19 protein-coding genes are annotated in these 22,869 nt (G+C 69.5%); 15 read left to right on the top strand and 4 right to left on the bottom strand.

From position 1 onward, the window contains the following. The 12 genes from OG878_RS06590 to OG878_RS06535 are packed head-to-tail and all read left to right on the top strand — an operon-like array spanning window position 1 to window position 11,398. Complete coding sequence (locus OG878_RS06590; RefSeq protein WP_328885899.1) at window positions 1-804, top strand: MlaE family ABC transporter permease; 804 nt, start codon at window positions 1-3, stop codon at window positions 802-804. Beyond that, a complete protein-coding gene (locus OG878_RS06585) occupies window positions 801-2,102 on the top strand; it encodes an MCE family protein (protein ID WP_328885898.1) in 1,302 nt (433 codons plus the stop codon). Before OG878_RS06590 ends, OG878_RS06585 begins: the two co-directional genes overlap by 4 nt. After that, on the top strand, window positions 2,099-3,130 hold the full coding sequence (locus OG878_RS06580; RefSeq protein ID WP_328885897.1) for an MCE family protein: 1,032 nt from the start codon (window positions 2,099-2,101) through the stop codon (window positions 3,128-3,130). The genes OG878_RS06585 and OG878_RS06580 overlap by 4 nt, the downstream gene beginning before the upstream one ends. Beyond that, the gene (locus tag OG878_RS06575) at window positions 3,127-4,146 is read left to right on the top strand and encodes an MCE family protein (RefSeq protein ID WP_328885896.1); all 1,020 of its coding nucleotides are present in this window, start codon (window positions 3,127-3,129) and stop codon (window positions 4,144-4,146) included. Before OG878_RS06580 ends, OG878_RS06575 begins: the two co-directional genes overlap by 4 nt. 1 nt (window position 4,147) lies before the next feature. Then, window positions 4,148-5,302 (top strand): MCE family protein, encoded by a 1,155-nt coding sequence (locus OG878_RS06570; protein ID WP_328885895.1) that lies wholly within the window; start codon window positions 4,148-4,150, stop codon window positions 5,300-5,302. Further along, complete coding sequence (locus OG878_RS06565; protein WP_328885894.1) at window positions 5,299-6,444, top strand: MCE family protein; 1,146 nt, start codon at window positions 5,299-5,301, stop codon at window positions 6,442-6,444. The genes OG878_RS06570 and OG878_RS06565 overlap by 4 nt, the downstream gene beginning before the upstream one ends. Then, window positions 6,441-7,697, top strand: coding sequence for an MlaD family protein (locus OG878_RS06560; RefSeq protein WP_328885893.1), 1,257 nt, complete (start codon window positions 6,441-6,443; stop codon window positions 7,695-7,697). Before OG878_RS06565 ends, OG878_RS06560 begins: the two co-directional genes overlap by 4 nt. After that, on the top strand, window positions 7,694-8,212 hold the full coding sequence (locus OG878_RS06555) for a hypothetical protein (protein WP_328885892.1): 519 nt from the start codon (window positions 7,694-7,696) through the stop codon (window positions 8,210-8,212). Before OG878_RS06560 ends, OG878_RS06555 begins: the two co-directional genes overlap by 4 nt. Before the next feature lie 19 nt (window positions 8,213-8,231). Then, complete coding sequence (locus OG878_RS06550; protein ID WP_328885891.1) at window positions 8,232-8,828, top strand: hypothetical protein; 597 nt, start codon at window positions 8,232-8,234, stop codon at window positions 8,826-8,828. Window positions 8,829-8,844: 16 nt separating this feature from the next. Next, window positions 8,845-9,375, top strand: a complete 531-nt coding sequence (locus OG878_RS06545) for a hypothetical protein (RefSeq protein WP_328885890.1) — start codon at window positions 8,845-8,847, stop codon at window positions 9,373-9,375. A 60-nt stretch (window positions 9,376-9,435) separates the two neighbouring features. After that, entirely contained in the window at window positions 9,436-10,155 is a 720-nt protein-coding gene (locus OG878_RS06540; protein WP_328885889.1) for a hypothetical protein, read from the top strand. A 22-nt stretch (window positions 10,156-10,177) separates the two neighbouring features. Continuing rightward, on the top strand, window positions 10,178-11,398 hold the full coding sequence (locus tag OG878_RS06535) for a lytic transglycosylase domain-containing protein (RefSeq protein ID WP_328885888.1): 1,221 nt from the start codon (window positions 10,178-10,180) through the stop codon (window positions 11,396-11,398). Here the strand turns inward: OG878_RS06535 and OG878_RS06530 are convergent. Continuing rightward, complete coding sequence (locus OG878_RS06530; RefSeq protein ID WP_328885887.1) at window positions 11,387-12,448, bottom strand: ATP-dependent DNA ligase; 1,062 nt, start codon at window positions 12,446-12,448, stop codon at window positions 11,387-11,389. The two genes, OG878_RS06535 and OG878_RS06530, sit on opposite strands and share 12 nt — an antisense overlap. 96 nt (window positions 12,449-12,544) lie before the next feature. Here OG878_RS06530 and ligD point away from each other — a divergent pair, with 96 nt between their 5' ends. After that, the gene (ligD, locus tag OG878_RS06525; protein ID WP_328891149.1) at window positions 12,545-13,555 is read left to right on the top strand and encodes a non-homologous end-joining DNA ligase; all 1,011 of its coding nucleotides are present in this window, start codon (window positions 12,545-12,547) and stop codon (window positions 13,553-13,555) included. After that, window positions 13,552-14,631 (top strand): ABC transporter permease, encoded by a 1,080-nt coding sequence (locus OG878_RS06520; RefSeq protein WP_328885886.1) that lies wholly within the window; start codon window positions 13,552-13,554, stop codon window positions 14,629-14,631. The genes ligD and OG878_RS06520 overlap by 4 nt, the downstream gene beginning before the upstream one ends. 15 nt (window positions 14,632-14,646) lie before the next feature. On the opposite strand, the gene OG878_RS06515 is transcribed toward OG878_RS06520, so the two are convergent. Continuing rightward, window positions 14,647-16,881: an OmpL47-type beta-barrel domain-containing protein gene (locus OG878_RS06515; protein ID WP_328885885.1), complete on the bottom strand. Its 2,235-nt coding sequence runs from the start codon at window positions 16,879-16,881 to the stop codon at window positions 14,647-14,649. Next, window positions 16,878-19,316: a ThuA domain-containing protein gene (locus OG878_RS06510; protein ID WP_328891148.1), complete on the bottom strand. Its 2,439-nt coding sequence runs from the start codon at window positions 19,314-19,316 to the stop codon at window positions 16,878-16,880. Before OG878_RS06510 ends, OG878_RS06515 begins: the two co-directional genes overlap by 4 nt. Before the next feature lie 290 nt (window positions 19,317-19,606). Between OG878_RS06510 and OG878_RS06505 the strand changes: the two genes are divergently transcribed. Beyond that, on the top strand, window positions 19,607-20,614 hold the full coding sequence (locus OG878_RS06505; protein WP_328885884.1) for a multicopper oxidase domain-containing protein: 1,008 nt from the start codon (window positions 19,607-19,609) through the stop codon (window positions 20,612-20,614). A 3-nt stretch (window positions 20,615-20,617) separates the two neighbouring features. On the opposite strand, the gene OG878_RS06500 is transcribed toward OG878_RS06505, so the two are convergent. Next, window positions 20,618-22,810: a DEAD/DEAH box helicase gene (locus OG878_RS06500; protein ID WP_328885883.1), complete on the bottom strand. Its 2,193-nt coding sequence runs from the start codon at window positions 22,808-22,810 to the stop codon at window positions 20,618-20,620. Between the last annotated feature and the right edge of the window lie 59 nt (window positions 22,811-22,869).

Below are 22,869 nucleotides of genomic sequence, written 5' to 3'. Positions count from 1 at the left end.
ATGCCGATGCTCAGCTGGCTGGACCGGTCCGGTGACCATCTCACCTTCTATGTCAGGGCGTTGGTCTGGATCCCGCGGACCCTGCACCGCTACCTGAAAGAGGTCCAGCGTCTCCTCGCCGACGTCGCTTTCGGCAGCGGCGGTCTCGGGGTCATCGGCGGCACCATCGGCGTGATGATCGCGATGACCCTCTTCACCGGTACGGTCGTCGGCCTCCAGGGGTATGCCGCCCTCGACCAGATCGGCACCTCCGCCTTCACCGGCTTCATCTCCGCGTACTTCAACACCCGCGAGATCGCCCCGCTCGTCGCCGGACTCGCCCTCTCCGCCACCGTCGGCGCCGGCTTCACCGCCCAGCTCGGCGCGATGCGGATCAACGAGGAGGTCGACGCCCTCGAAGCGATGGGCGTGCGCTCCATGCCGTACCTCGTCACCACCCGGATCATCGCCGGGGTCGTTGCGATCATCCCGCTGTACGCGATCGGGCTGCTCTCCTCCTACCTCGCCTCCCGGTACATCACCGTGCTGTTCAACGGCCAGTCCGCGGGCACGTACGACCACTACTTCAATCTCTTCCTCTCCCCGGACGACGTCCTGCTGTCGGTGCTCAAGGTGCTGATCTTCAGCGTGATGGTGATCCTCGCCCACTGCTACTACGGCTTCCACGCCGAGGGCGGGCCCGCCGGAGTGGGTGTCGCCGTCGGCCGGTCCGTGCGGAACGCCATCGTGCTGATCAGCGTCACCGACTTCTTCCTCTCGCTCGCCATCTGGGGCGCCACGACGACGGTGAAGGTGGCCGGATGATGCGTACCCGGACGGTCCGCCGCAGACTCGCCGGAGTCACCTTCCTGCTCGTGCCCGCCGTACTCGTATGGGTGTCGGTGTCGGTGTACGAGAAGGACTTCACCCACGACGCCGCCGTGACCGTACGCACCGGCTCGGTCGGCAACGAGATGCATGACAACGCCGATGTGAAGCTCCGCGGCGTGGTCGTCGGCCAGGTCCGCGCCATTTCCGCGGACGGGGACGGGGCCCGTCTCACCCTCGCGATCAAGCCCGGCGAGCTCGACCGGATCCCGGCCGACGTCACCGCCCAGATGCTGCCCACCACCCTCTTCGGGGAACGCTTCGTGGCGCTCGTGCCGCCGGAGATCCCGTCCGTGCAGACGCTGCGGGCCGGGGCCGTCATTCCGCAGGACCGCTCCAGCAACGCCATCGAACTGGAAGAGGTCCTCGACAACGTCCTGCCGCTGCTCACCGCCGTGAAGCCGGAGAAGCTCTCGGCCACTCTCACCGCGGTCTCCCAGGCGCTCGAGGGCCGCGGCGACGAACTCGGCGACACCCTGGTCGCGCTCGACCGGCATCTGCGCAAGCTGAACCCCCAACTCCCCACGCTCAACCGTGACATCAAGGAACTCGTCAAGGTGAGCAAGGTCTACGGGGACGCGGCGCCCGATGTCCTCGACGCGCTCACCGACTTCACCACCACCAGCGGCACGATCGCCGAACAGCAGGCGGAACTCGCCGACCTGTACGGATCCACGACCGCCTCCGCCCAGGACATCACGGCGTTCCTGCGGAAGAACAAGGACAACCTGATCCGGCTCGCCGCCACCGGCCGGCCCACCCTGGAGACCCTCGCCACCTACTCCGACGAGTTCCCCTGCACCCTGCGCACCCTCGCCGGGTTCGTCCCCGCGATGGACAAGGCGCTCGGCAAGGGCACCGGTGAACCGGGGCTCCACGTCACCCTCAAGACCGTCCCGTCCAGGGGGAAGTACGTCGCCGGCAAGGACACCCCGGTCTACCGTGCGACCGGCGGACCGCACTGCTACTCCGTGCCGTACGTCGGTGTGACCGTACCGACCGCGGACGCCCGCACCGCGGCCGACACGGACCGCCCGGCCGACGCCGCCCCCCGGGCCGCCGAAGAGGTACCGGCCGCGGACGCCTCGCTCGGCATGCCCAACTCGCCGCAGGAGAGCCGGCTGGTCAACGAACTGGTCGCTCCCTCACTGAAGGTCCAGCCGCAGGACCTGCCCGACTGGAGCAGCGTGCTCATCGGTCCGGCCTTCCGCGGTGCGGAGGTGAAGCTCAAGTGAAGCGCCGCTCGCTCGCGGGACCGCTCGCGAAATCGATCGTCTTCATCCTGGTGACGGCCCTGGCCACCACCGTCCTCGCGCTGTCCATCGCCAACCGGGGGGTCGGCGACACCAGTTCGTACAAGGCCAGGTTCACGGACGCGACCGGGCTGATCGTCGGCGACAGCGTCCGGATCGCCGGGGTCAAGGTCGGAGAGGTCGAGTCCATCAGGGTCGCCGACCGGCGGCTCGCAGAGGTCGGCTTCACCGTCCGGAAGGGACGCGAGCTCCCGGCATCGGTGACGGCCTCGATCAAGTACCTCAACATGGTCGGCCAGCGATACATCGACCTCGACCAGGGCGTCGGCCCGGTCGGTGAGACCTTCACCGTGGGCTCCACCATTCCGCTCTCCCGTACCACCCCGGCACTCGACCTCACCCAGCTCTTCAACGGCTTCCAGCCGCTCTTCCAAGGGCTCTCCCCGCCCGACGTCAACCAGCTCGCCGGCTCCATCGTCCAGGTGCTCCAGGGCGAGGGCGGGACCGTCGACAGCATCCTTCAGCACGTCGGCTCGCTGACCGGCACCGTCGCCGCGAAGGACAAGGTGATCGGCGAGGTGATCAAGAACCTCAACACGGTGCTCAAGACGGTCAACGACCGCGAGGCCGGGTTCAACGACCTCGTCGTCACCCTCCAGAAACTCGTCTCCGGCTTCTCCGGCGACCGCAAACCGCTCGGCGAGGCGGTCACCGCCATGGGCGCGCTCACCACCGTCACCGCCGATCTCCTCCAGGACGGACGGCGGCCGCTGAAGGACGACATCAAACAGCTCGGCCGGCTCTCCGACCGGCTTGCCGACAACACACCGACGATCGAGAACTTCCTGGAGAAGACCCCGGCCAAGATGGATGCGATCACCCGCCTCACTTCGTACGGCTCCTGGCTCAACCTCTACCTCTGCGAAGCGACGATCAGCGGTGTGGCCACCAGCGACGGCAGCGCCCCGCCGACCGGCATCGCGATCACCCAGCCGAGGTGCCTGTCATGAGAATCAAGCCCGTACGGGAACGCAATCCCGTCGCCGTCGCCCTCGTCGGCCTTCTCGTCCTCGCGCTCCTCTCCCTCGCCGCCTACCGTGCCGACTCGCTGCCCTTCATCGGCGACGGCACCGCGTACAGCGCCGACTTCACCGAGTCCGCCGGGCTCACCGACGGCGACGAGGTGCGGATCGCCGGGGTGAAGGTCGGCGAGGTCACCGGTGTGGCCCTGGACGGCAACAAGGTGAAGGTCACCTTCAAGGTCAAGGACGCCTGGATCGGCAACTCCAGCACCGTCGGTATCGCCATCAAGACGCTGCTCGGCGAGAAGTACCTCGCCGTCGACCCGCTGGGCGACGCACCCCAGGACCCGCACGAGCGGATCACCGCAAGCCGCACCACCTCGCCGTACGACGTCACCCAGGCGTTCAACGGACTCGGCGAGACCATCGGCGAGATCGACACCCAGCAGCTCGCCAAGAGCTTCGAGACGATCTCCGCCACCTTCAAGGACTCCCCGCCGGACGTGAAGAGCGCAGCCGACGGACTCTCCGCCCTGTCGAAGACCGTCTCCGAGCGCGATGCGCAGCTCGCCACCCTCCTCAAGGGCAGCAAGCAGCTCACCAAGACCCTCGCCGGGAAGAAGAGCAGCTTCGAGACCCTGCTGGAGGACGGCAATCTCCTCCTCGGTGAGATCCAGGCCCGGCGCGACTCCATCCATCTGCTGCTCACCGGCACCCGCGACCTCGGCACCCAGCTCACCGGGCTCGTCGCCGACAACGACAAGCAGCTGAAACCGACGCTGACGGCGCTCGGCAGGGTCACCGCGGTCCTGCAGAAGAACCGCAAGAGCCTCGACAAGGTGCTGTCCATGGCGGGGACGTACAACCGGCTGGTCGGCAACACACTCGGCAGCGGCCGCTGGTTCGACAACTACGTCTGCGGGGTCGTCCCGAAGAACTACCTCCCCGCCGGCACCCCGCCCGAGACCGGATGTATGCCTCCCGAGCAGCAAGGCGGCAGCTGACATGAGACGTGCACGCATCGTCGGCATCTGCGCCGGACTCGCCGTGGTGGCCGTCGCGGCCACCACCGGGGTGATGGCCCTCGACGACGAGGGGACGACGACCGTCACCGCGTACTTCGACCGGGCCACCGGCGTCTACGCCGGATCCGACCTGCGGATCCTCGGAGTGAAGGTCGGCACCGTCCAATCGGTCAAGCCACGCGGTGAGGAGGTCGAGGTCGTCCTCCGGCTCGACCGCGGCATCAAGATCCCTCAGGACGCCTACGCCGTGGTCGTCGCCCCCAGCCTCGTCGCCGACCGGTACATCCAGCTCGCGCCCGCGTACGACGGGGGAGCGGTCCTGGCCGACGGCGCCGAGCTGCCCGCCGCGCACAACGCCACACCGGTGGAGGTCGACCAGCTCTACGAGTCGATCACCGAACTCGCCGGCGCGCTCGGCCCGGACGGGGCCAACGCGGACGGCGCGCTCGCCGGACTCCTCGACACCGGGGCGAAGAACCTCGACGGCAACGGAAAGGCCATCGGGGACTCCGTCGAACAGTTCGGCAAGGCCACCAAGACCCTCGACAGGAGCAGCGGCGACCTTTTCGACACGCTGTCCTACCTGCAGACCTTCACCACGATGCTGAAGGACAACGACGGCAACGTCCGTGCCGCCGAACAACAGCTCAACTCGGTGACCGGATTCCTCGCCGACGACAAGGAGAACCTCGGCGCCGCACTCAAGGAACTCGGCACCGCGCTCGCCCAGGTCAAGACGTTCATCAAGGACAACCGCGACGCACTGAAGAAGAACGTGGACATCCTGGTTCCGCTCACCCAGACCCTCGTCGACCAACGGGCCTCGCTCGCCGAGTCCCTCGACACCTTGCCGCTCGCCGCCGGAAATGTCCTGAACGCGTACGACCCGGCGAACCGCACGCTCAACGGCCGCACCGACCTCAACGAACTCAGCATGGGCGGGCCGCTCATCGCATCGGCCGCCGGCCTCGACGGGCTCACCCCGGTGGACGCCGAACGGCAGAAGGCACTGCCCGCACTCCCGCTGCCCGCCGTGGGCACGGTCTACGGCACACCCGAGGACGGCAACAGGGCCGGGGACAAGGGGACCAGCGGCCGGGCGGCCACCGACACGCAGAAGGGAGCGACCCCATGAACCGTGCCCTGCGCAGACCCGGAGCGCGCGCGACCACCGGCCTCGCCGCCCTGCTCGCCGTCGGCGTCGGGCTCGCCCTGGTCGCCACCACCACCGACCTGCCGGCCTTCACCGGGATCGAGCAACTACCGCTGCCCGGAGGCGCCGACCTCGGTGACGATCCGTACGAGGTCACCGCCGAATTCGCCGACGTACTCAGCCTCGCACCGCAGTCCTCGGTGAAGGTCAACGACGTCGCGGTGGGCCGGGTCACCAAGATCTCCCTCACTCCGGGCAGCTGGAACGCAAAGGTCACCATGCGCGTCAACGGAAAGATCAAACTGCCTGCGAACGCCTACGCACACCTGGAACAGTCCAGTCTCCTCGGCGAGAAGTACATCCAGCTCTCCCCGCCCCCCACCGGCGCCGCCGAGGGCACCCTCGCCGACGGCGCCAGGATCCCGCTCACCCGGACCAACCGGAACCCGGAGGTCGAGGAAGTCTTCGGCGCCCTGTCGATGCTTCTCAACGGCGGTGGCATCAGCCAGCTCAAGACCATCACCACCGAACTCGACAAGGCGCTGGCCGGACAGGAGCCGCAGATCCGCTCCATGCTGAGCAGCGTCGACACGCTCGTCACGGACCTCGACGACCACAAGAAGGACATCACCGAGGCCCTCGACGGCGTCAACCGTCTCTCCGCGACACTCGCCACCCGCAAGGAGGACGTCGGCAAGGTCCTCACCGGACTCAGTCCCGGCATGAAGGTCCTGGAGAAACAGCGCGGCTCGCTGCTCACCATGCTGCGCGCCCTCGACACCCTCTCCACGGTAGCCGTCGACACCATCGACAAGAGCAAGGCGGACACCATCGCCGACCTGAAGGCCATCGCCCCGACCCTCAAGGCGCTCGCCGACTCCGGCAACGACCTGCCGGACTCCCTCCAGGTGCTGATGACCTATCCGTTCACGGACGAGGTGCTGCGCGGTGTCAAGGGCGACTACCTCAACGTCTACCTGGACATGACGGCCGTGCCCGGCACGGTGATCATTCCCCCTCTCGGCCCGGACGCGGACGCGGCGGGCACCACGGGCGCGAACTCGGCGCTGCCGCTGCCGCTGCCCCCGGTGACCGCCTCGGGAACGGAGGGGACCCAGCGATGATCACGCTCGCCGTCCGGCTGAAGAACATCGCCTTCCTCGTCATCGCCGTGCTGGTACTCGGCTATCTCGGCGTCCGGTACGCCGACCTCGGCCACTACGTGGGCATGCGCGACTACTACACCGTCAAGATTCAGCTCCCGCGGACCGGCGGCCTCTACACGCACGCGAACGTCACCTACCGGGGCGTGTCCGTCGGCCGGGTCGGACCCATCGGACTCACCGACGACGGAGTCGAGGCAGAACTGCGGATCGACAACTCGGCACCGCCCATCCCGGACGACCTGAAGGCCGTCGTCGCCAGCCTCTCCGCGGTCGGGGAACAGTACGTAGACCTGCGCCCGACCCGGGCGGACGGGCCGTACCTCGCGAACGGTTCGGTCATCGACCAGGTCGACACCACCGTCCCGGCCCCGGTCACGAACGTCCTCACCAGCGTGAACGACCTCGCCGGCTCCGTCGACCTCGAGTCGCTGCGGACCGTGGTCGACGAGTTCGGCACCGCGTTCAGCGGGCGTGGCGACGACCTCCAGGTCCTGCTGGACACCGGGAGCGACTTCGTCCGGGCGGCGGACGACGCCCTGCCCACCAACACCCGGCTGATGGTCGACGGCGAGACCGTGCTGCGCACCCAGGCGGAACAGGGCGAGGCACTGAAGGGCTTCGCCTCCGGAGCCAGGGAACTCGCGGCCCGGCTGAAGGGCTCCGACACCGACCTGCGGAAGCTGATCTCCGCCGCCCCCGACGCGACCGAGCAGATCAGCGGCCTGCTGCGTGATCTCGACCCCGGCTTCGGCGTCGTGGTGGCGAACCTGCTGACCACCTCCGAGGTTGCCGTCACCCGGCAGCGCGGCCTCGAAGAACTCCTGGTGAAACTCCCGGCGGTGGCCGCGGCGGGAGCGAGCGCGGTGGACGAGGAAGGTGCCCGGTTCGGCATGTCGGTCACCTTCTTCGAGCCGTTGCCCTGCACCGCCGGATACGGCGGTACGACCTACCGCAACGGACTCGACACGTCGAAGGCGCCGGCGACCAACACCAAGGCCCGTTGCACGTCGTCGCCCGGCACCGGCATCAACGTCCGCGGCAGCGCGAACGCGCCGAGGGGCGGAGCCGTACCCGAACCCGCCCGACCCGGCTCACTGCTCCTCGGAAGCGATGCGGGGGGACAGCTCCCCGGCGCGCTCGGGCTCGGTGCGGACCCCGCGCCCACCACGACCGGCATGGCCGGACTGCTCGGACTGGGGAGCGGCGGATGAACACCCGGACCAGGGGCCTCGGCGGGTGGGCGGCCGTGCTCGCCGCCGCGCTGACCTGCGTGCTCGGCGGCTGGTCGTACGTACAGGCGCGCGACGACGACACCCTCGCGTACGCGAAGAGCCGCGACGCCGCACTCGCCGCGGGCAAGCACCAACTCGCCCGGCTGAACAGCCTGGACGGCACGGACGCGACCCGTGTGGACGCGGGGCTGCAGCAGTGGCTCGACGCCTCAACCGGTCCGCTGCACGACCAGCTGGCACGCACCCGCGCCAAGGACGCGAGCGCGCTGAAGAAGTCCGGCAGCACGGCGCGCGGCACCGTCACCGACGCGGCGCTCACCGCGCTCGACGAACGGACCGGTACGGCGGAACTGATCGCGACCGTCGACATCAAGATCACCGAGCGCACCGGAAAGGCCGGCACGCAGCGCAAACGCTTCGAGGCCACGCTCGCCCGGACCGCCGAGGGCTGGAAGGTCAAAGCACTCACCGCGATACCGGTGGGTGCGGCATGAGGCGTGGGGGAGGACGGACATGGTGAGCACCGGCCAGGACGTCGATGAGACCGTCGAGCCGGTGGCCGAGCCGGCCGACGGCCGTGTGGAGAAGGAGCCTCGGGAGGCCCGGTCCGCCCGCCGCCGGCGGCCCCTCGCCGCAGCAGTTCTCGTCGTTGCGCTCCTCGTGGCAGGCACGGGGCTCTTCGTCCGGGGCCGGCAGCTGCGCGACACCCCGGCCACCGACAACCTGGCGCTGACCGACACCGCCGCGACCGCCCGGGTCGCCGGTGATGTGAGCAGCGCGCTCACCAAGGTCTTCTCGTACAGCCCGGGAGGCACCGAGGCCACCAAGGCGTCGGCGAAACAACTTCTCGGCGGGAAGGCGCTGCAGCAGTACGCGGCCCTGTTCGGGCAGGTCGAGAAGCAGTCCGCGGACCAGAAGCTGACCCTCACCACCCATGTCGTACGCACCGGGGTCATCCGGCTGTCCGGCACCGGCGCGCATCTGCTGGTCTTCCTCGACCAGGTCTACGAGCGGCAGGGCAAGGAGGCCACCACGGCAGGAGCCCAGCTGTCCGTCACGGCCGAACTGCACGGCGGGCACTGGCAGATCGTCGGCATCACCTCCAGATAGGCAGGGAGAGGCAGCAATGGCACGGGTACGGACGACGAAGAATCCGCTGGTGGTAGCGGGCCTGGTGCTCGCGGTCGCGGCGGCCGGTGGTGCGGGCTGGGGCGGTTGGTCCTGGTACGCGGCCGCGCACGACGACTCCGCGGCGTATGCGCACACCCGCGACGACGCACTGGCCGCCGGTGAGCAGGCCGTGCAGAACATGAACACGCTCGACCATCGGGACCTGGCCAAGGGCCTGGACAGCTGGGAGGAGTCGACGACCGGCGATCTGCATCAGCAACTCGTCGACGGCCGGGGCGCGTTCGAGAGACAGATCAAGGAAGCGCAGACCGTCAGCACCGCCGAGGTGCTGTCCGGCGCGGTCACCGAACTCGACGACCGTGCCGGCAAGGCATCGGTGATGGTGGCGCTGCGGATCACCGTGGCGGCGCCGAAGGGCAGGCCCGCCGTGAAGGAGAGCCGGCTGCTCGGGCAGCTCACCCGCACGTCGGCGGGGTGGAAGCTGAGCGCCCTCGGCCAGGCCCCGGTCGGCAGCACGGCCGGCTGAACGGGCACCGGGTGCCCCTGGGCCCACTGGATCCATCCGATCACCGAGAGGACTCCGGACATGTCGACGACCCGTCACCTCGTCAACCGGCGACGCCGGTTGGCGTCCGTGGCCGCAGTGGAGCGCACCACCGCGCCGCCGCGCAGCATCGGCAAGCAGGGCAAGGACGCCCGCGATCCCGAAGCCGCGCCGACGCCGGCCGGATCCGGGCCGGCGGACGAGGCGGCGGCGCCGGAGCCGGAACCGCCACGCAGGAGACGGCCCCGCGTCACGATCCGGCTGCCCGCCGTGCTGTGCGCGGTCACCGTGCTCCTCGGTGGCTTCGCCGCATGGTCGTTCACCGCCGCGGACGCGCTGAACGGTGACGCCGGCCGAAGCAACACCGCTCTCACCGACATCAGCCGGACCAGTGAGGTGAAGGGCCAGATCACCGAGGCGGTCGACGCCGTGTTCTCGTACAACTACGCCGCGACCACCAAGTCCGAGCAGGCGGCGAGGACATACCTCACCGGCAAGGCCGTGCAGCAGCACCGGGAGATGCTCGCGCAGGTGCGGGCGCAGGCCCCGAAGCAGAAGCTCGTGCTCACCACCACGGTCACCGGGAGCGGCGTCCAGTTCCTCGACGGTGACCGCGCCCGGCTGCTGATCTTCGCCGACCAGAGCAACACCCGTACCGGTGCATCGGGGGAGACGACCTACGCCGCGGCCATGTTCGCCGTGGACGCCGTACGCCGCGGCGGCACCTGGCGGATCTCCGCCATCGACACGTTCACCCAGTGACTCGGAGGAGAGGGGAGCACGCATGAGGTTCAACGGCACCATGCGCCGCGGACTCGGCGGCACGGCGGCCGCCGTCGCCGCGATGGCCGCGCTCACCGCGTCCCAGGCACCCGGGATCACCGGCCCTCACCGACCCGACCCGCGCCAGGCGTTGGACGAGGTCAAGTGGACCGAGGTGCCCAACGACGACTCGTACCACACCGAACTCCCGCCCCTGAAGACGGCCGTGCCGCCGCAGCCGGGCGTCAAGTCGAGCCCTGCCATGGCCCGTTCGTGGTCCGAGGCGGGCATCCCCGCGACGGTCCTCGCCGCCTACCGCAAGGCGGAGAGCTTACTCGGCCGCACCGACCCCGGCTGCCGTCTGCCCTGGCAGTTGCTCGCGGCGATCGGCAAGGTCGAGTCCGGGCAGGCGGGCGGCGGCCGGGTCGACGCCCAGGGCACGACCCTCACCCCGATCCTCGGACCCGTGCTCAACGGCGCGGGTTTCGCGAACATCCCGGACACCGACGGCGGTGCGTACGACGGGGACGCGACCTACGACCGGGCAGTCGGCCCGATGCAGTTCATCCCGTCCACCTGGGCGCACTGGGGCAGAGACGGCAACGGAGACGGACGCCGCGACCCGAGCAACATCTACGACGCGGCCCTCGCCGCCGGGTACTACCTCTGCGCCGGGCCGCGCAATCTGTCCGTGAAGGCCGATCTGGACCGGGCGATCCTCAGCTACAACCATTCGGACACCTATCTGCGAACGGTGCTCTCCTGGCTGGAGTTCTACCGCAAGGGCACGCACCCGGTGGCCGACGGCCGGGGCCCGGTCCCCAAGAGCCCCGGTGCGGGCGGCCCGAACGAGGCGACGCAGCCGGTGGGCGGTCCCGGCAGCCCGAGCGACGGCATCGTCATCGGTCCGCAGCCCACCCGCGCGACGACTCCGTCGTCATCGGACTCCCCGCACCCGGAGATCTCACCGACGGGCTCCGCCTCGCCGGACCCGAGCACCTCCACCGACCCGGGCAGCCCCGAACCGACCGAGAGCGGTTCGGCCGATCCCGATCCCGGGACGACCCCCGATCCCGACCCCAGCACCTCGGAACCCGACCCTGGTACGGACCCCGGCTGCCCCACGGACACCCCGCCGCCCGACCCGGCCGACACGGCCGGTGCCACGGACTCGCCGTCGCCGGACCCCAGCCCGGGAGACCTCCCCTGCGCCACGCCGTCGGAGTCGGCGTCAGCGGGCTGACAGCACCTCGGCCAGGTCGTACCGCACCACCTCTTCCAGCTGTGCGTACGTGCAGCCGCCGGGAGCGCGGTCCGGCCGCCACCGGCGGAACTGGGCGGTGTGCCGGAACCGGTCGCCCTCCATGTGGTCGTACGCCACCTCGCACACCCGCTCCGGACGCAGCGCCACCCAGGACTGGTCCTTCTTGCCGGACCAGCGGCTCTGCGTACCGGGCAGCCGGGCGCTCTCGTGCGCGGTGGCGTCCGTCCAGGCCGCCCACGGGTGGTCGGCGAAATCGGTCCGCAGCGGCTCCAGCTCCGCCACCAGCTCCTCGCGGCGCTTCATCGGGAAGGCGGCGCACACCCCGACGTGCTGCAGGACGCCCCCGGAGTCGTACAGGCCGAGCAGCAGCGAACCGACGATCGGGCCGCTCTTGTGGTAGCGGTAGCCCGCCACCACACAGTCGGCGGTCCGCTCGTGCTTGATCTTGTACATGACGCGGACGTCCGGGCGGTACGGCAGATCGAGCGGTTTGGCGACGACACCGTCGAGCCCGGCCCCCTCGTACCGTTCGAACCACTCCTGGGCGACGACCGGGTCGGTGGTCGCGGGGGCGAGATGGACGGGGGCCGAGGCACCGGACAACGCCGCCTCCAGCACCGCGCGCCGGTCCGCCTGCCGGGTGCTCAGCAGGGAGTCGTCGCCCACCGCGAGGATGTCGAAGGCGACCAGGCTGGCCGGGGTCTGTTCGGCCAGCAGACGCACCCGTGAATCGGCCGGGTGGATGCGCTCGCTGAGCCGGTCGAAGTCCAGTCGCCCGTCGTGCGCGACGACGATCTCCCCGTCGATCACACAGCGCGGCGGCAGATTCTCCCGAACTGCCGTGACCAGCTCGGGGAAGTAGCGGGTGAGCGGCTTGCCGGTGCGGCTGCCGATCACCACCTCGTCGCCGTCGCGGTGCACGATCGCCCGGAAGCCGTCCCATTTGGCCTCGTACTGCATCCCGGGCGGGATCCTGGACACGGACTTGGCGAGCATCGGCTTCACGGGCGGCATCACCGGCAGATCCATGCAGCGATTCTTACCCGGATATCTCGATGAGTCTCCCGATGTGCGGCATATGTGAGCCCGGCCTAGCGTGACCCCATGGGCGCAGCAGGAACAGCGGTGGAACTGGATGCGGGCGGGCGGGCGGTGCGGCTGTCCAGCCCGGACAAGGTGTACTTCCCGGAGAAGGGCTACACGAAGAGGGACGTCGCCGAGTACTTCCTCTCCGTGGGCGGCGGGATCACCCGCGCCCTGCGCGACAGGCCGACCACCCTCCAGCGCTTCGTGGACGGCGTCGACGGCGACTTCTTCTACCAGAAGCGCGCCCCGAAGAACCTTCCCGACTGGATCCCCACCGCCCGGATCACCTTTCCCAGCGGCCGGCCCGCCGACGAGATCTGCCCCACCGAACTCGCCGCCGTCCTGTGGGCGGCCAACCTCGGGACGCTCACCTTCCACCCCTGGCCGGTACGGAGCGCCGACACCGACCACCCCGACGAGCTGCGCATCGACCTCGATCCGCAGCCCGGCACGGAGTACGCGGACGCGGTCACCGCCGCCCACGAGCTGCGGGCCGTCCTCGACGACCACGGGCTGCGCGGCTGGCCCAAGACCTCCGGCGGCCGTGGCATCCATGTCTTCGTACCGATCGAACCCCACTGGACGTTCACCGAGGTCCGCCGCGCCGCCATCGCCGCCGGACGCGAACTGGAACGCCGCATGCCGGACCGGGTGACCACCGCCTGGTGGAAGGAGGAGCGCGGCGAACGCATCTTCGTCGACTTCAACCAGACCGCCCGCGACCGGACGATCGCCTCTGCCTACTCCGTACGGCCCAGCCCGCACGCCCCGGTCTCCGCACCCCTGCGCTGGGACGAGATCGACGACGCCGAACCGCGCGACTTCGACATCAGGACCATGCCGAAACGCTACGCGGAGGTGGGTGACGTGCACGCCGACATGGACGACCACGCGTTCCGGCTCGACGGTCTGCTGGAACTGGCGGACCGCGACGAGCAGGAGCGCGGGCTCGGCGACATGCCGTACCCGCCGGAGTACCCGAAGATGCCCGGCGAACCGAAACGGGTCCAGCCGAGCCGCGCCCGGCACGACGTGGACGGGGAGGAATGAGCGCGCCCGACCTGGAGCCCGTCACCCCGCACGGGGAACACGCCCGGCCTCCGGCCCGCGGTGACCGATGGGCGGCGTTCAAGGCGTCCCCGTATCTGCCTGCCGTCGTACTCATGTTCATCATCGCGGCCGCCGCCGGGCTCTTCGCCGGCTCCTACACGTACGCGATGGCCAACCCGACCCCGCGCAACATCCCGGCCGCCGCGGTCGGCGACCTCGACACCGCGCGGGCCAAGCTCTTCCTCGGCCGCCTGGAGGACGTGCTCGACACCTCGCTGGTACTCCATGAGTACGCCACCGAAGCCGAAGCCCGCACCGCACTGGAGGAGCAGAAGGTCTTCGCCATCCTGCGGTCCGAGAACGGCGGGGTCGGTCTGGACATCGCGAGTGCGTCCGGGGCCTCGGTCGCCCAGCTGCTTGCCGAATCCACCCTGAAAGTGGGGGAAGCGGCCCATGTACAGGTCAAGGTCACGGACGTGAAGCCGCTGCAGCGGGGCGACCCGCGTGGCCTCGCCCTCTTCTACATCTCGCTCGCCGCGGTGATCATCGGATTCCTCGGCGCCATCCAGCTGAGTGTGCACGCCAAGGCGCTGCCGCCCCTGGACCGTATGGCGTTCACCGCCGCCTACGCCCTGCTCGGCGGGTTCGCGATCACCGCCGTGGTGGACTGGCTGCTCAGCTCCGTCAAGCTGCCGTTCCTCCAGTCGTGGATGATCCTCTCCTTCACCATGTTCACCACCGGCATGGTCTTCACCATGTTCAACGCCCTGATGGGGCGCTGGGCGATGATTCCCACCTGGGGACTGATGGTGCTGCTGGGCAACCCGTCCTCAGGCGGTGCGGTGTCCTGGCCGCTGCTGCCGTCGGTTCTCGGCTTCATCGGCCGCTGGCTCCCCCCGGGCGCCTCGGTCAACGCCCAGCACGCTGCCGTCTACTACCACGGTCACCAGCGGGTCTTTCCGTACCTGGTGCTCGCCGGATGGTCGCTGGTCTCCTGCACCGTGTTCCTGCTGTGGTGCCACCGGCACCCGGAAGGCCGCGACCACATGCCTGAGCATGCGGCCGCGGCCACCTGACATCTCCCTGAGCGGTTACAGCTCCTTGATCCGGATGTCGCGGTACGAGATCACATCCGAGGTGCTGTGGACCTGGAGTCCGATGTAGCCGGACGAGTAACGCCGGCCGTCGGTGCCCGGGTCGTCGCCCCGCGGCGGTTCGAAGACCTGTCCGCGGTTGTTGTCGAACTCGTTCAGCAGGACACCGTTGCGGTAGATCGAGTAGTGCTGGTCCACCACCCGGATCTCGTAGTCGTTCCAGGTGCCCTTGGGCGTGACCCCGGCGCCGGCCAGACCGATCCGGTCGAATCCGTAGATCGAACCCGTCTTGTACATGTCGCCGTCCGGCTTGTCGAGGATCTGCACCTCATGGCCGTATTTGATGGCGACCCACTCCGGGCGGGACTCCTCCGGGTTGTCGTGGACGTTCGGGAAGCGGACGAAGACACCTCCATTGGCGTTGCCCGTGCCGGGGGCGTCGTCGCGCCACTGGAGCTTGAGCGAGAAGTCGCCGTACTGCCGTCCCGGGAACCAGAGCATCCCCATGCCGTCCACGGTCGTGGAGCTGGTGATCGAGCCGTCCGCGTTGAGCCCGAACCTGCCACCGCCGACCTGCTGCCACTTGGCGAACGACGCCGCCGTGCCGTCGAAGAGCTTCTTGTACCCCTCGTCCTGGCCCGGATTGCCGATCCCCGACTGCTTGGCCGCCCGGTAGATCTTCTTGTGCTCGCGGGCATCGATCACCCCGTCGGCGAGCAGCTTGTCGAGGACCTTGTCGACGTGCTTGAGGAACAGCGCGTGCGACGACCAGTCCTTCTCGTCCTCGATCAGCTCATTGATCGTGCAGCGGTTGCCGGTGATCCGGTTGGGAACGCCGGTGTCGACCGTGCCGACGATGACGGTCAGCCGCTCGTCGAACTCCGGGCAGTTCGGCGCGGGCACGCCCCCGCTCTCCGCGATGGTGAACGACACCTGCTTCGCCTGGGAGGTGTTGCCCGCCTTGTCCGTCGCCCGGTGGGCGACGGTGTGATAGCCGACGCGGTCGACGATGACCGTGGCCGTGTACGCGAGGTACGGGCCGCCGTCGAGTGAGTACTCGATCCGGTCCACACCCGACTCGGCGTCGGTGGCCGTCACCGTCACCTTGGCGCTGGTCAGATAGGCGTTGTCCGAATTCTTGTCGCCCTCGACCTTCGCTGTCGTCTCCGGCGGGGTCTTGTCCTGCGACGGCGGCGCGACGACGGTGAAGTCGACGGAATTCTCGGCGGCCGCGTTGCCCGCCTTGTCGGTGGCCCGGTAGCGGACCGTGTGCGTCCCCACCTCGTGGACCATCACCGGTGCGGTGTACGGCTGCCAGGCGCCGTCGGCCCCGACCGCGTACTCGATGGTGTTGACGCCGGACCCGGTGTCGGACGCGGTCACGGTGACCGTGGCCATGCCCAGGTACGCGCCCTGGTCGTCCTTCTCGCCGGAGACGGTCGCTGAGGTCTCCGGCGCCGTCGTGTCGTCCGTGGGCGGCGCGACGACGGTGAAGTCGACGGACTTCTCGGCGGCCGTGTTCCCGGCCTTGTCGGTGGCCCGGTAGCGGATGGTGTGCGTGCCGACCTCGGTCACCACGACCGCAGTGGTGTACGGCTGCCACGCGCCGTCCGCCCCGACCGCGTACTCGACGGTGTCGACGCCCGAACTGTCGTCGGTCACGGCGACGGTGACCGTCGCCTGGCCGATGTATGCGCCGTCGGCGTTCCTGTCGCCGTCGACCTTCGCCGACGTCTCGGGCGCAGCGGTGTCCTCACCGCCGCCGCCCTCGGTGACGGTGAGAATGCCCTGCATCGCCTGGTGCCCCGGCATGGTGCAGTGGTAGAAGTACCGGCCGGGCGTCAGCGTGACCTCGACGGTGTGCCTGCCGCCCTGGTCGTCGCCCGGGTTGGCCAGAATGTTCAGCGCTACGTCGTTGTTGAACTCCGGGTCCGAGACGCTGAACGTCAGAGTGTGCGGCATGCTCGTTGTGTTGCCGGTCGCCGCACTGTTCTCGAAGACGATGGTCGCCTTGCCGGCCACCGCGGTCGTCGGAGCGGACAGATAGTGGTCGATGGAGTCGCCCGCGGTCCAGGTGAGGACCTGATCGGCCGCCGTTGTCTCCCGGTCGGCGTCCCGGCCGTAGGCGGCCGTCGAGGTCAGTCCCAGCATCATCAGGAACGAACCCAGCAGCGCGAGCCACAACAGGACGGGCCGGTAACGGGGTTGAGTGAGGAGCGAACGGTGTCTCACTGCACTGCCGCCTTCCTGGCCAGATCCGCGGCGGCCGGGGTCGGCCCGCCGCCCTTGTACGTCACACGCCACAGCGCGGACTTGGAGTCGGAGGTGAAGAAGCCGCGCCCGTAGTCCAGGACGTACAGCGAGCCGTCCGGGGCGAACTTCCAGTCCATCAGGTTGCGGATGCCGTCCGCCCCGACCGGGATGATCTTCTTCAGGGACTCGGCGTGGGTCGGCATGCCGCCCTTACCGACCGTCTTCGGGTCGGTGAGCACGGCGTGCCGCGGCTGCGTGTCGTCGTAGAAGTCACCGACGAACCACTTTCCGTCCCAGTACGAGGGCCACTTGTCGGCGCTGGTGCTCGCCGCGTCGTACCGGTACACCGGCCCGTTCATCGTGGCCTGGCCGCCGCCCTTGAGCCACGGCAGCAGCTGCTTCTGCTCCTCCACCTTGTAACTCGGGATTCCGTTGGCGTCACGCGGGTAGTCCACGCCACCGCCCTGCGGCGAGTACCAGATGGTGTTGGACGTGATCGGCGGCAGATTCACCAGACCGTCGTTGTTCGGCGACTCGTTCCTGGGATGGTCGCAGTCGTACCAGCCGAGCGGCTTGCTCGGGTCCGGCAGATTGCGGTCCCGGTACGGCTGCTTGTTGCCCATGCAGTACGGCCAGCCGTGGTTGCCCGCCTTGGTGATCGCGGCGAACGTGTCGTACTTCGCCGGACCCCACGTGGTGCTCGGCGCGCCCGCGTCGGGGCCGACCCAGCCCGCGTACAGGGTGTCGGTGGTCTTGTCGACGGAGATCCGGGCCGGGTTGCGTACACCCATCACATAGATCTCGCCGCGGGTCTTGCCGCCGCCCTCGTCCGGCTCCTTGCCGGTGAAGAGATTGCCCTCGGGCAGTGTGTACGTGCCGTCGTCCTCGGGGTGGATCCGCAGGATCTTCCCGTTGAGGTTGTTCGTGTTGCCCGCGGTGCGCCGGGCGTCGGCGAACGACACGCCCTTGTAGTTCGGCGCCGGGTTGTTGCCGGAGTAACCGTCGCTGAAACCGGAGGAGTTGTTGTCACCGGTCGCTATGTACAGGTTGCCCTTGGAGTCCCAGGCCATCCCGCCGCCCGCGTGGCAGCAGCTGTGGATCTGGACCGGCCAGTGCAGCAGCACCTTCTCGGACGAGAGATCCAGCTTGTTCGTGGTCAGATCCATGGTGAAGCGGGAGACCTGACGGACCGCCATCTGTTTGTCGCGGTCGATCTTCGAGTGGGGCGTGTAGTGCAGATACACCCAGCCGTTGGTCTCGAAGTCCGGGTCCAGCTCGATCCCGAGCAGGCCCTCCTCGACCTTGACCAGCTCGTCACCGCCGCCCTTGTTCCCGAACACCGCCAGCTCTCCGGCGAGGGTGACCTTCTTGGTCTTCGGGTCGTAGACATGGATCTGCCCCAAGCCCTTGCCGACGTTCGGGTCGTTCCAGTCGGTGACCACCGGCTTGCTGCTGTCGGCGCCACCGCGCCCGATGTACAGCGCCCGTCCATCGGGCGCGACGACCAGTCCGTGCGGCTCACCGATCTGGTCGTTCCGGCCGGGCTGGTTGGGCTGGGTGACGCGCTCCGCCTTGTAGTTGGAGGTGATCGTCGCCTTGCAGTCGGCCTGCGAGATCCGGGTCGTCCAGGCGAGTGCGCCGCGCAGATGGTCGCGGAAGTCCGTCTCGGCGAAGCTGTCGACCGTACCGCCCATCGCGGTGTAGAAGGACCGGCCGCCGTCGTAGTCGCGGCACCAGGACACCGGGTGGTCCCAGCCGTTGGCGCTCGCCCCCGGCTTGTAGGTGATCTCTCGGACGCGCGCGACGGTGTGCACATCGCCGGACGGGTTCTTCGTCCAGTTCAGCCACGTGTCGGGGCGCTTCCACTCCAGCGGCAGGTTCTTGGTGGCCGGGTGCTGCCGGTCGCCGATTTCAACCGTCGCCCTCTGTACGGCGGTCGGACTGTCCGCTGCCGGGCGGGCGCCGACCAGGCCGGTGAACCAGTCCGAGTACGGTTCGGTGCGAGCCGCGTCGTGGATGCCGAGGAAGCCGCCGCCGGCCTCCATGTACGCCTCCAGACCCGCCTCCTGCTCCGGGTCGAGGACGTCACCGCCGCCGGTCAGGAAGACGACGGCGTTGTACTTGCCGAGTTGCCTGCCGTTGGTGAAGACGGCCGGATCGTCGGTGGCGACGGTTTTGAACCGCCCGGCCTCCGGGCCGGTGAGCCCGATCTTCTCGATCGCCGCGATTCCGGCGTCGACGGTCGGCGACTCGTCGCTCGCCGAAGCGTGGAAGACCAGCACCTTCACGTTGGCGCCGCCGGGCGGCGAGGGGAGCGACAACGTTGTCGCCATCGCCTCGGAGTCCACCTGCTGGGGCCTGGCGCCGGCGGCGTTCTGGCCGAGTAAGGAGACGGTCAGTGCGCCGGCCGCCACGGCCGCCGCGAGCCCGCTTCGTGATCTGGACCGATTGTGTGGTGTGCGCTGCACGTGGTCACCCACTCCTCTGTGGTCACGGGAATAGCCTGTGGTCACTGCAACAGCGGACGAAGCTAGACCTCTTTTCGCGACTCGCCAATAGCTATGGCGGCAATGGCGCGAACTTTGTCCTTAGTGTGGATAAACAAAGGTCCCCGGGCTACGGTATGGCCCGTCCCGGGGGTCACCTGGGTCCCGACGGCCTCAGAGAGACTCCGCAACACCCGTCTGACAGTGGGGAGTTCGACATGGATCGCAGGAGCTTCAACCGCCGATTCCTGGTGGGCGGCGGGGTCGCGGCGGCGACCGGAGTGACATCGTTGTCGCTCGGAACGATCGAAGCCAGCTCGGCGGAGCCCTCGCCGAGGACCGCTCCGGCAGGCGGGGTGGTGCGCCATCTGAAGCTGTATGCGGAGAAGTTGGCGGACGGCCGGATGGGGTACGGCTTCGAGAAGGGCAAGGCGACGGTCCCGGGACCGCTCATCGAACTCAACGAGGGCGACACCCTGCACATCGAGTTCGAGAACACCATGGACGTGGCCGCAAGCCTCCATGCGCACGGCGTCGACTACGACATCGCGAGCGACGGCACCCGGATGAACAACAGCATCGTCGAACCGGGCGGCACCCGGACGTACACCTGGCGCACCCACGCGCCGGGCCGCAGGAAGGACGGCACCTGGCAGCCGGGCAGTGCGGGCTACTGGCACTACCACGACCATGTCGTCGGGACGGACCACGGCTCGGGCGGCATCCGCAAGGGGCTGTACGGTCCGGTGATCGTCCGGCGCAAGGGCGACATCCTGCCGGACAAGACGATCACCATCGTCTTCAACGACATGACGATCAACAACAAGCCGGCGGCCGAGAGCCCCAACTTCGAGGCCACGGTGGGAGACCGGCTCGAAGTCGTCATGATCACGCATGGCGAGTACTACCACACGTTCCATGTGCACGGTCACCGCTGGGCCGACAACCGCACGGGCCTGCTCGCCGGCCCCGACGACCCCTGCCGGGTCATCGACACGAAGATCGTCGGCCCGGCGGACTCGTTCGGCTTCCAGGTCATCGCGGGCGAACACGTGGGCGCGGGCGCCTGGATGTACCACTGCCATGTGCAGAGTCACTCCGACATGGGCATGGCCGGGCTGCTGCTGGTCGCCAAGCCGGACGGCACGGTCCCGGGCTACGATCCGCACGACGGGCATGACATGCACGACATGAAGGCGGACCCGCCGAAGGCTGCGACATCCTGAGGGTCAGCCTTCCGTCGCGCCCGTCGTGAGGCGCAGCTGTTCCTCCTCGACGATCTGCCGGGCCAGGCTCCCCTCCGACACGTCCACGGCGTCCGGCGTCGTCTCGGCGACGTCGCTGCGCCGTGCGTACGCGTCGAACAGCCGCTCCTTGCGGGCCAGGATGTCCAGCAGCCGCTGGTCGACGCTGTCCGTCGCGAGCAGCCGGTGCACCTGGACCGTGCGTATCTGCCCCATCCGATGGGCACGGGCGACGGCCTGGTGCTCCATCGTCGGCTTGATCTGCGGCTCGCAGAGGATGACGACGGACGCGGCCTGCATGTTCAGGCCGACGCCCCCGGCCTGGATCTGGCTCAGCAGCACCGCATGGCCGTCGACCGCACTGAACTCGTCGATCAGTTCCTGCCGCCGGGCGGCCGGAACACTTCCGGCGACCGGACCGAACACGCCCTCGCCCAGGGACGCCCGGACCGTCGCGAGCACCTCGCGGAAGTACGAGAAGACCACGACCTTGAGCCCGCTGCCGGCCGCCTCCGTGACCAGTTCGCGCAGCCGGTTCAGCTTCGCCGACGATTCGGGGCGGGCGTACGCGGCCCGGCGCATCCGCATGAACTGCCCGGCGGCCACCGCCTCGCGGTAGACGTCGAGGTCGGCCGCGCTGAACTCCTCCCACTCGTCGACCTGTACCAGCGCCGGGAGTTCGGTCAGCACGTCCTCCTGGTTGCGGCGCAGATAGGCGGGCGCGACGGCCCTGCGGAACGCGTGCGACCCGGCGACACCGTGGGTGGTGGTGATCGACGGGGCCAGTTCGGGCTGGAGGTGGCGGACGAGGCTGCGGAACTCCTCGACCCGGTTCTCCATCGGCGTACCCGTCAGGAAGAGCACCCGGTCCGTGCGCCCCGCCCAGCCGGACACTGCGCGCGAACGGCGGGTGGCCGGGTTCTTGACGTAGTGGGCCTCGTCGACGACCAGCATGCCGGGCCGCTTCCCGCCGTCCCGGGCGGCCGGCAGGGTGTGCAGCGCGTCGAACGTGGTGAGGGCGACCCCGCCGCGCTCGTGCCACTCGGCGAACGCCTCCTGCCGCTCGGGGCCGTGCACCGGCAGGACCCGCAGCGTGGAGCGGGACCGGACCTCCCGCGTCCAGTTGATCAGTACGCTCGCCGGACACACCACCAGGAAGTGCGTCTCGCCCCGCGCCGCGAGGTGGGCGAGCGCGGCAATGGCCTGCACGGTCTTGCCGAGCCCCATCTCGTCGCCGAGGATCACCCGCTTCTGCGCCAGTGCGAAACGGGCGCCGAACGACTGGTAGCCGCGCAGCGAGACCCGAAGGTGCGCGTCGTCGAGCCGCAGGCCCCGCACCCGGTCCGCGATCCTGGCCGGGAGGAACCCCTCGGCGGCGTCACGGTCGGGGCGGGTGCCCGACATCTCGGCGAGCAGGCTGTAGTACTCGGCGGAGCGCAGCTCGAAGTCGACCCAGGCCGCGAGGTCCGACTCCGGGGCCCGCAGCAGATCGACCGACACCTGCCCGAACAGCAGCGGATGTCCGCGCTCCGTCGCCTCTGCTACGACGGCACGCACGGAGGCGACGGCGGCGAGCGCCGTAGCGCGGGCCTGCCGCCCGGTGAACACCATGCGCAACCGCCCGCGCGCCGGTGCGGCCTCCGCCAGCAGCGGCTCCAGCCCGCTGACAAGCCGCCGTGCCGCGTCCACCGCCCGCCGCACGTCCGGGCCTGCCTCGACCAGCCGGTGCAGGGCCGTGATCAGGGCGGTGGCGGACTCGTCCGGTGCCTCCACGTCGATCCGGACGGCGACCGTGTCCCGCACCGCGTGGGCGATCTGGCCCGCGGCGGCGAGCGCCTGGTCGGCGGTCTGCGCACCGACACCGGGGATCTGACGGAGCTCGTACCGGTTGGCCTCGTGGACCTGGCCGACCGTGGTGTAACCGGCCTGCTCGACCGCGCCGATGCGCAACCTGCCCTCGGTGACGTCCTTGAGCCGGGAGACCGGGATGGCAGCCAGCTCGCGGCGGATCAGCGAGTCGAGGACGGGGGTGAGGACGGCGTGTACGGCGTCGACGGCGCGGGTGTGATCGGCCAGCACCGCACGCGCCGAGCCGAGCAGTTGCCCGGCCTGCGCGAGCAGCTCCCGGGCGGCCTTCCCCGTCGGAGCCCCGGTCCCCGTCTCCCCGGCCTCTTTCATGTACGTACGATCCTCTGTCCGCGCAGCCCTGCTGCCGCCTTGCCCGACCTCTGCCCGAG

Source organism: Streptomyces sp. NBC_00316, from assembly GCF_036158715.1.
In the GTDB taxonomy this organism is placed as follows: domain Bacteria; phylum Actinomycetota; class Actinomycetes; order Streptomycetales; family Streptomycetaceae; genus Streptomyces.
The sequence above is the reverse complement of the archived record's forward strand: the minus strand, read 5'-3'. Positions and strand labels throughout refer to the sequence as shown.

Coding starts and splice junctions, on each gene's coding strand:
- OG878_RS06585 (WP_328885898.1), top strand. CDS start 801: ATGATGCGTACCCGGACGGTCCGCCGCAGACTCGCCGGAGTCACCTTC.
- OG878_RS06540 (WP_328885889.1), top strand. CDS start 9,436: ATGTCGACGACCCGTCACCTCGTCAACCGGCGACGCCGGTTGGCGTCC.
- OG878_RS06500 (WP_328885883.1), bottom strand. CDS start 22,810: ATGAAAGAGGCCGGGGAGACGGGGACCGGGGCTCCGACGGGGAAGGCC.
- OG878_RS06590 (WP_328885899.1), top strand. CDS start 1: ATGCCGATGCTCAGCTGGCTGGACCGGTCCGGTGACCATCTCACCTTC.
- OG878_RS06550 (WP_328885891.1), top strand. CDS start 8,232: ATGGTGAGCACCGGCCAGGACGTCGATGAGACCGTCGAGCCGGTGGCC.
- OG878_RS06520 (WP_328885886.1), top strand. CDS start 13,552: ATGAGCGCGCCCGACCTGGAGCCCGTCACCCCGCACGGGGAACACGCC.
- OG878_RS06505 (WP_328885884.1), top strand. CDS start 19,607: ATGGATCGCAGGAGCTTCAACCGCCGATTCCTGGTGGGCGGCGGGGTC.
- OG878_RS06545 (WP_328885890.1), top strand. CDS start 8,845: ATGGCACGGGTACGGACGACGAAGAATCCGCTGGTGGTAGCGGGCCTG.
- OG878_RS06560 (WP_328885893.1), top strand. CDS start 6,441: ATGATCACGCTCGCCGTCCGGCTGAAGAACATCGCCTTCCTCGTCATC.
- OG878_RS06570 (WP_328885895.1), top strand. CDS start 4,148: ATGAGACGTGCACGCATCGTCGGCATCTGCGCCGGACTCGCCGTGGTG.
- OG878_RS06565 (WP_328885894.1), top strand. CDS start 5,299: ATGAACCGTGCCCTGCGCAGACCCGGAGCGCGCGCGACCACCGGCCTC.
- OG878_RS06575 (WP_328885896.1), top strand. CDS start 3,127: ATGAGAATCAAGCCCGTACGGGAACGCAATCCCGTCGCCGTCGCCCTC.
- OG878_RS06555 (WP_328885892.1), top strand. CDS start 7,694: ATGAACACCCGGACCAGGGGCCTCGGCGGGTGGGCGGCCGTGCTCGCC.
- OG878_RS06535 (WP_328885888.1), top strand. CDS start 10,178: ATGAGGTTCAACGGCACCATGCGCCGCGGACTCGGCGGCACGGCGGCC.
- OG878_RS06530 (WP_328885887.1), bottom strand. CDS start 12,448: ATGGATCTGCCGGTGATGCCGCCCGTGAAGCCGATGCTCGCCAAGTCC.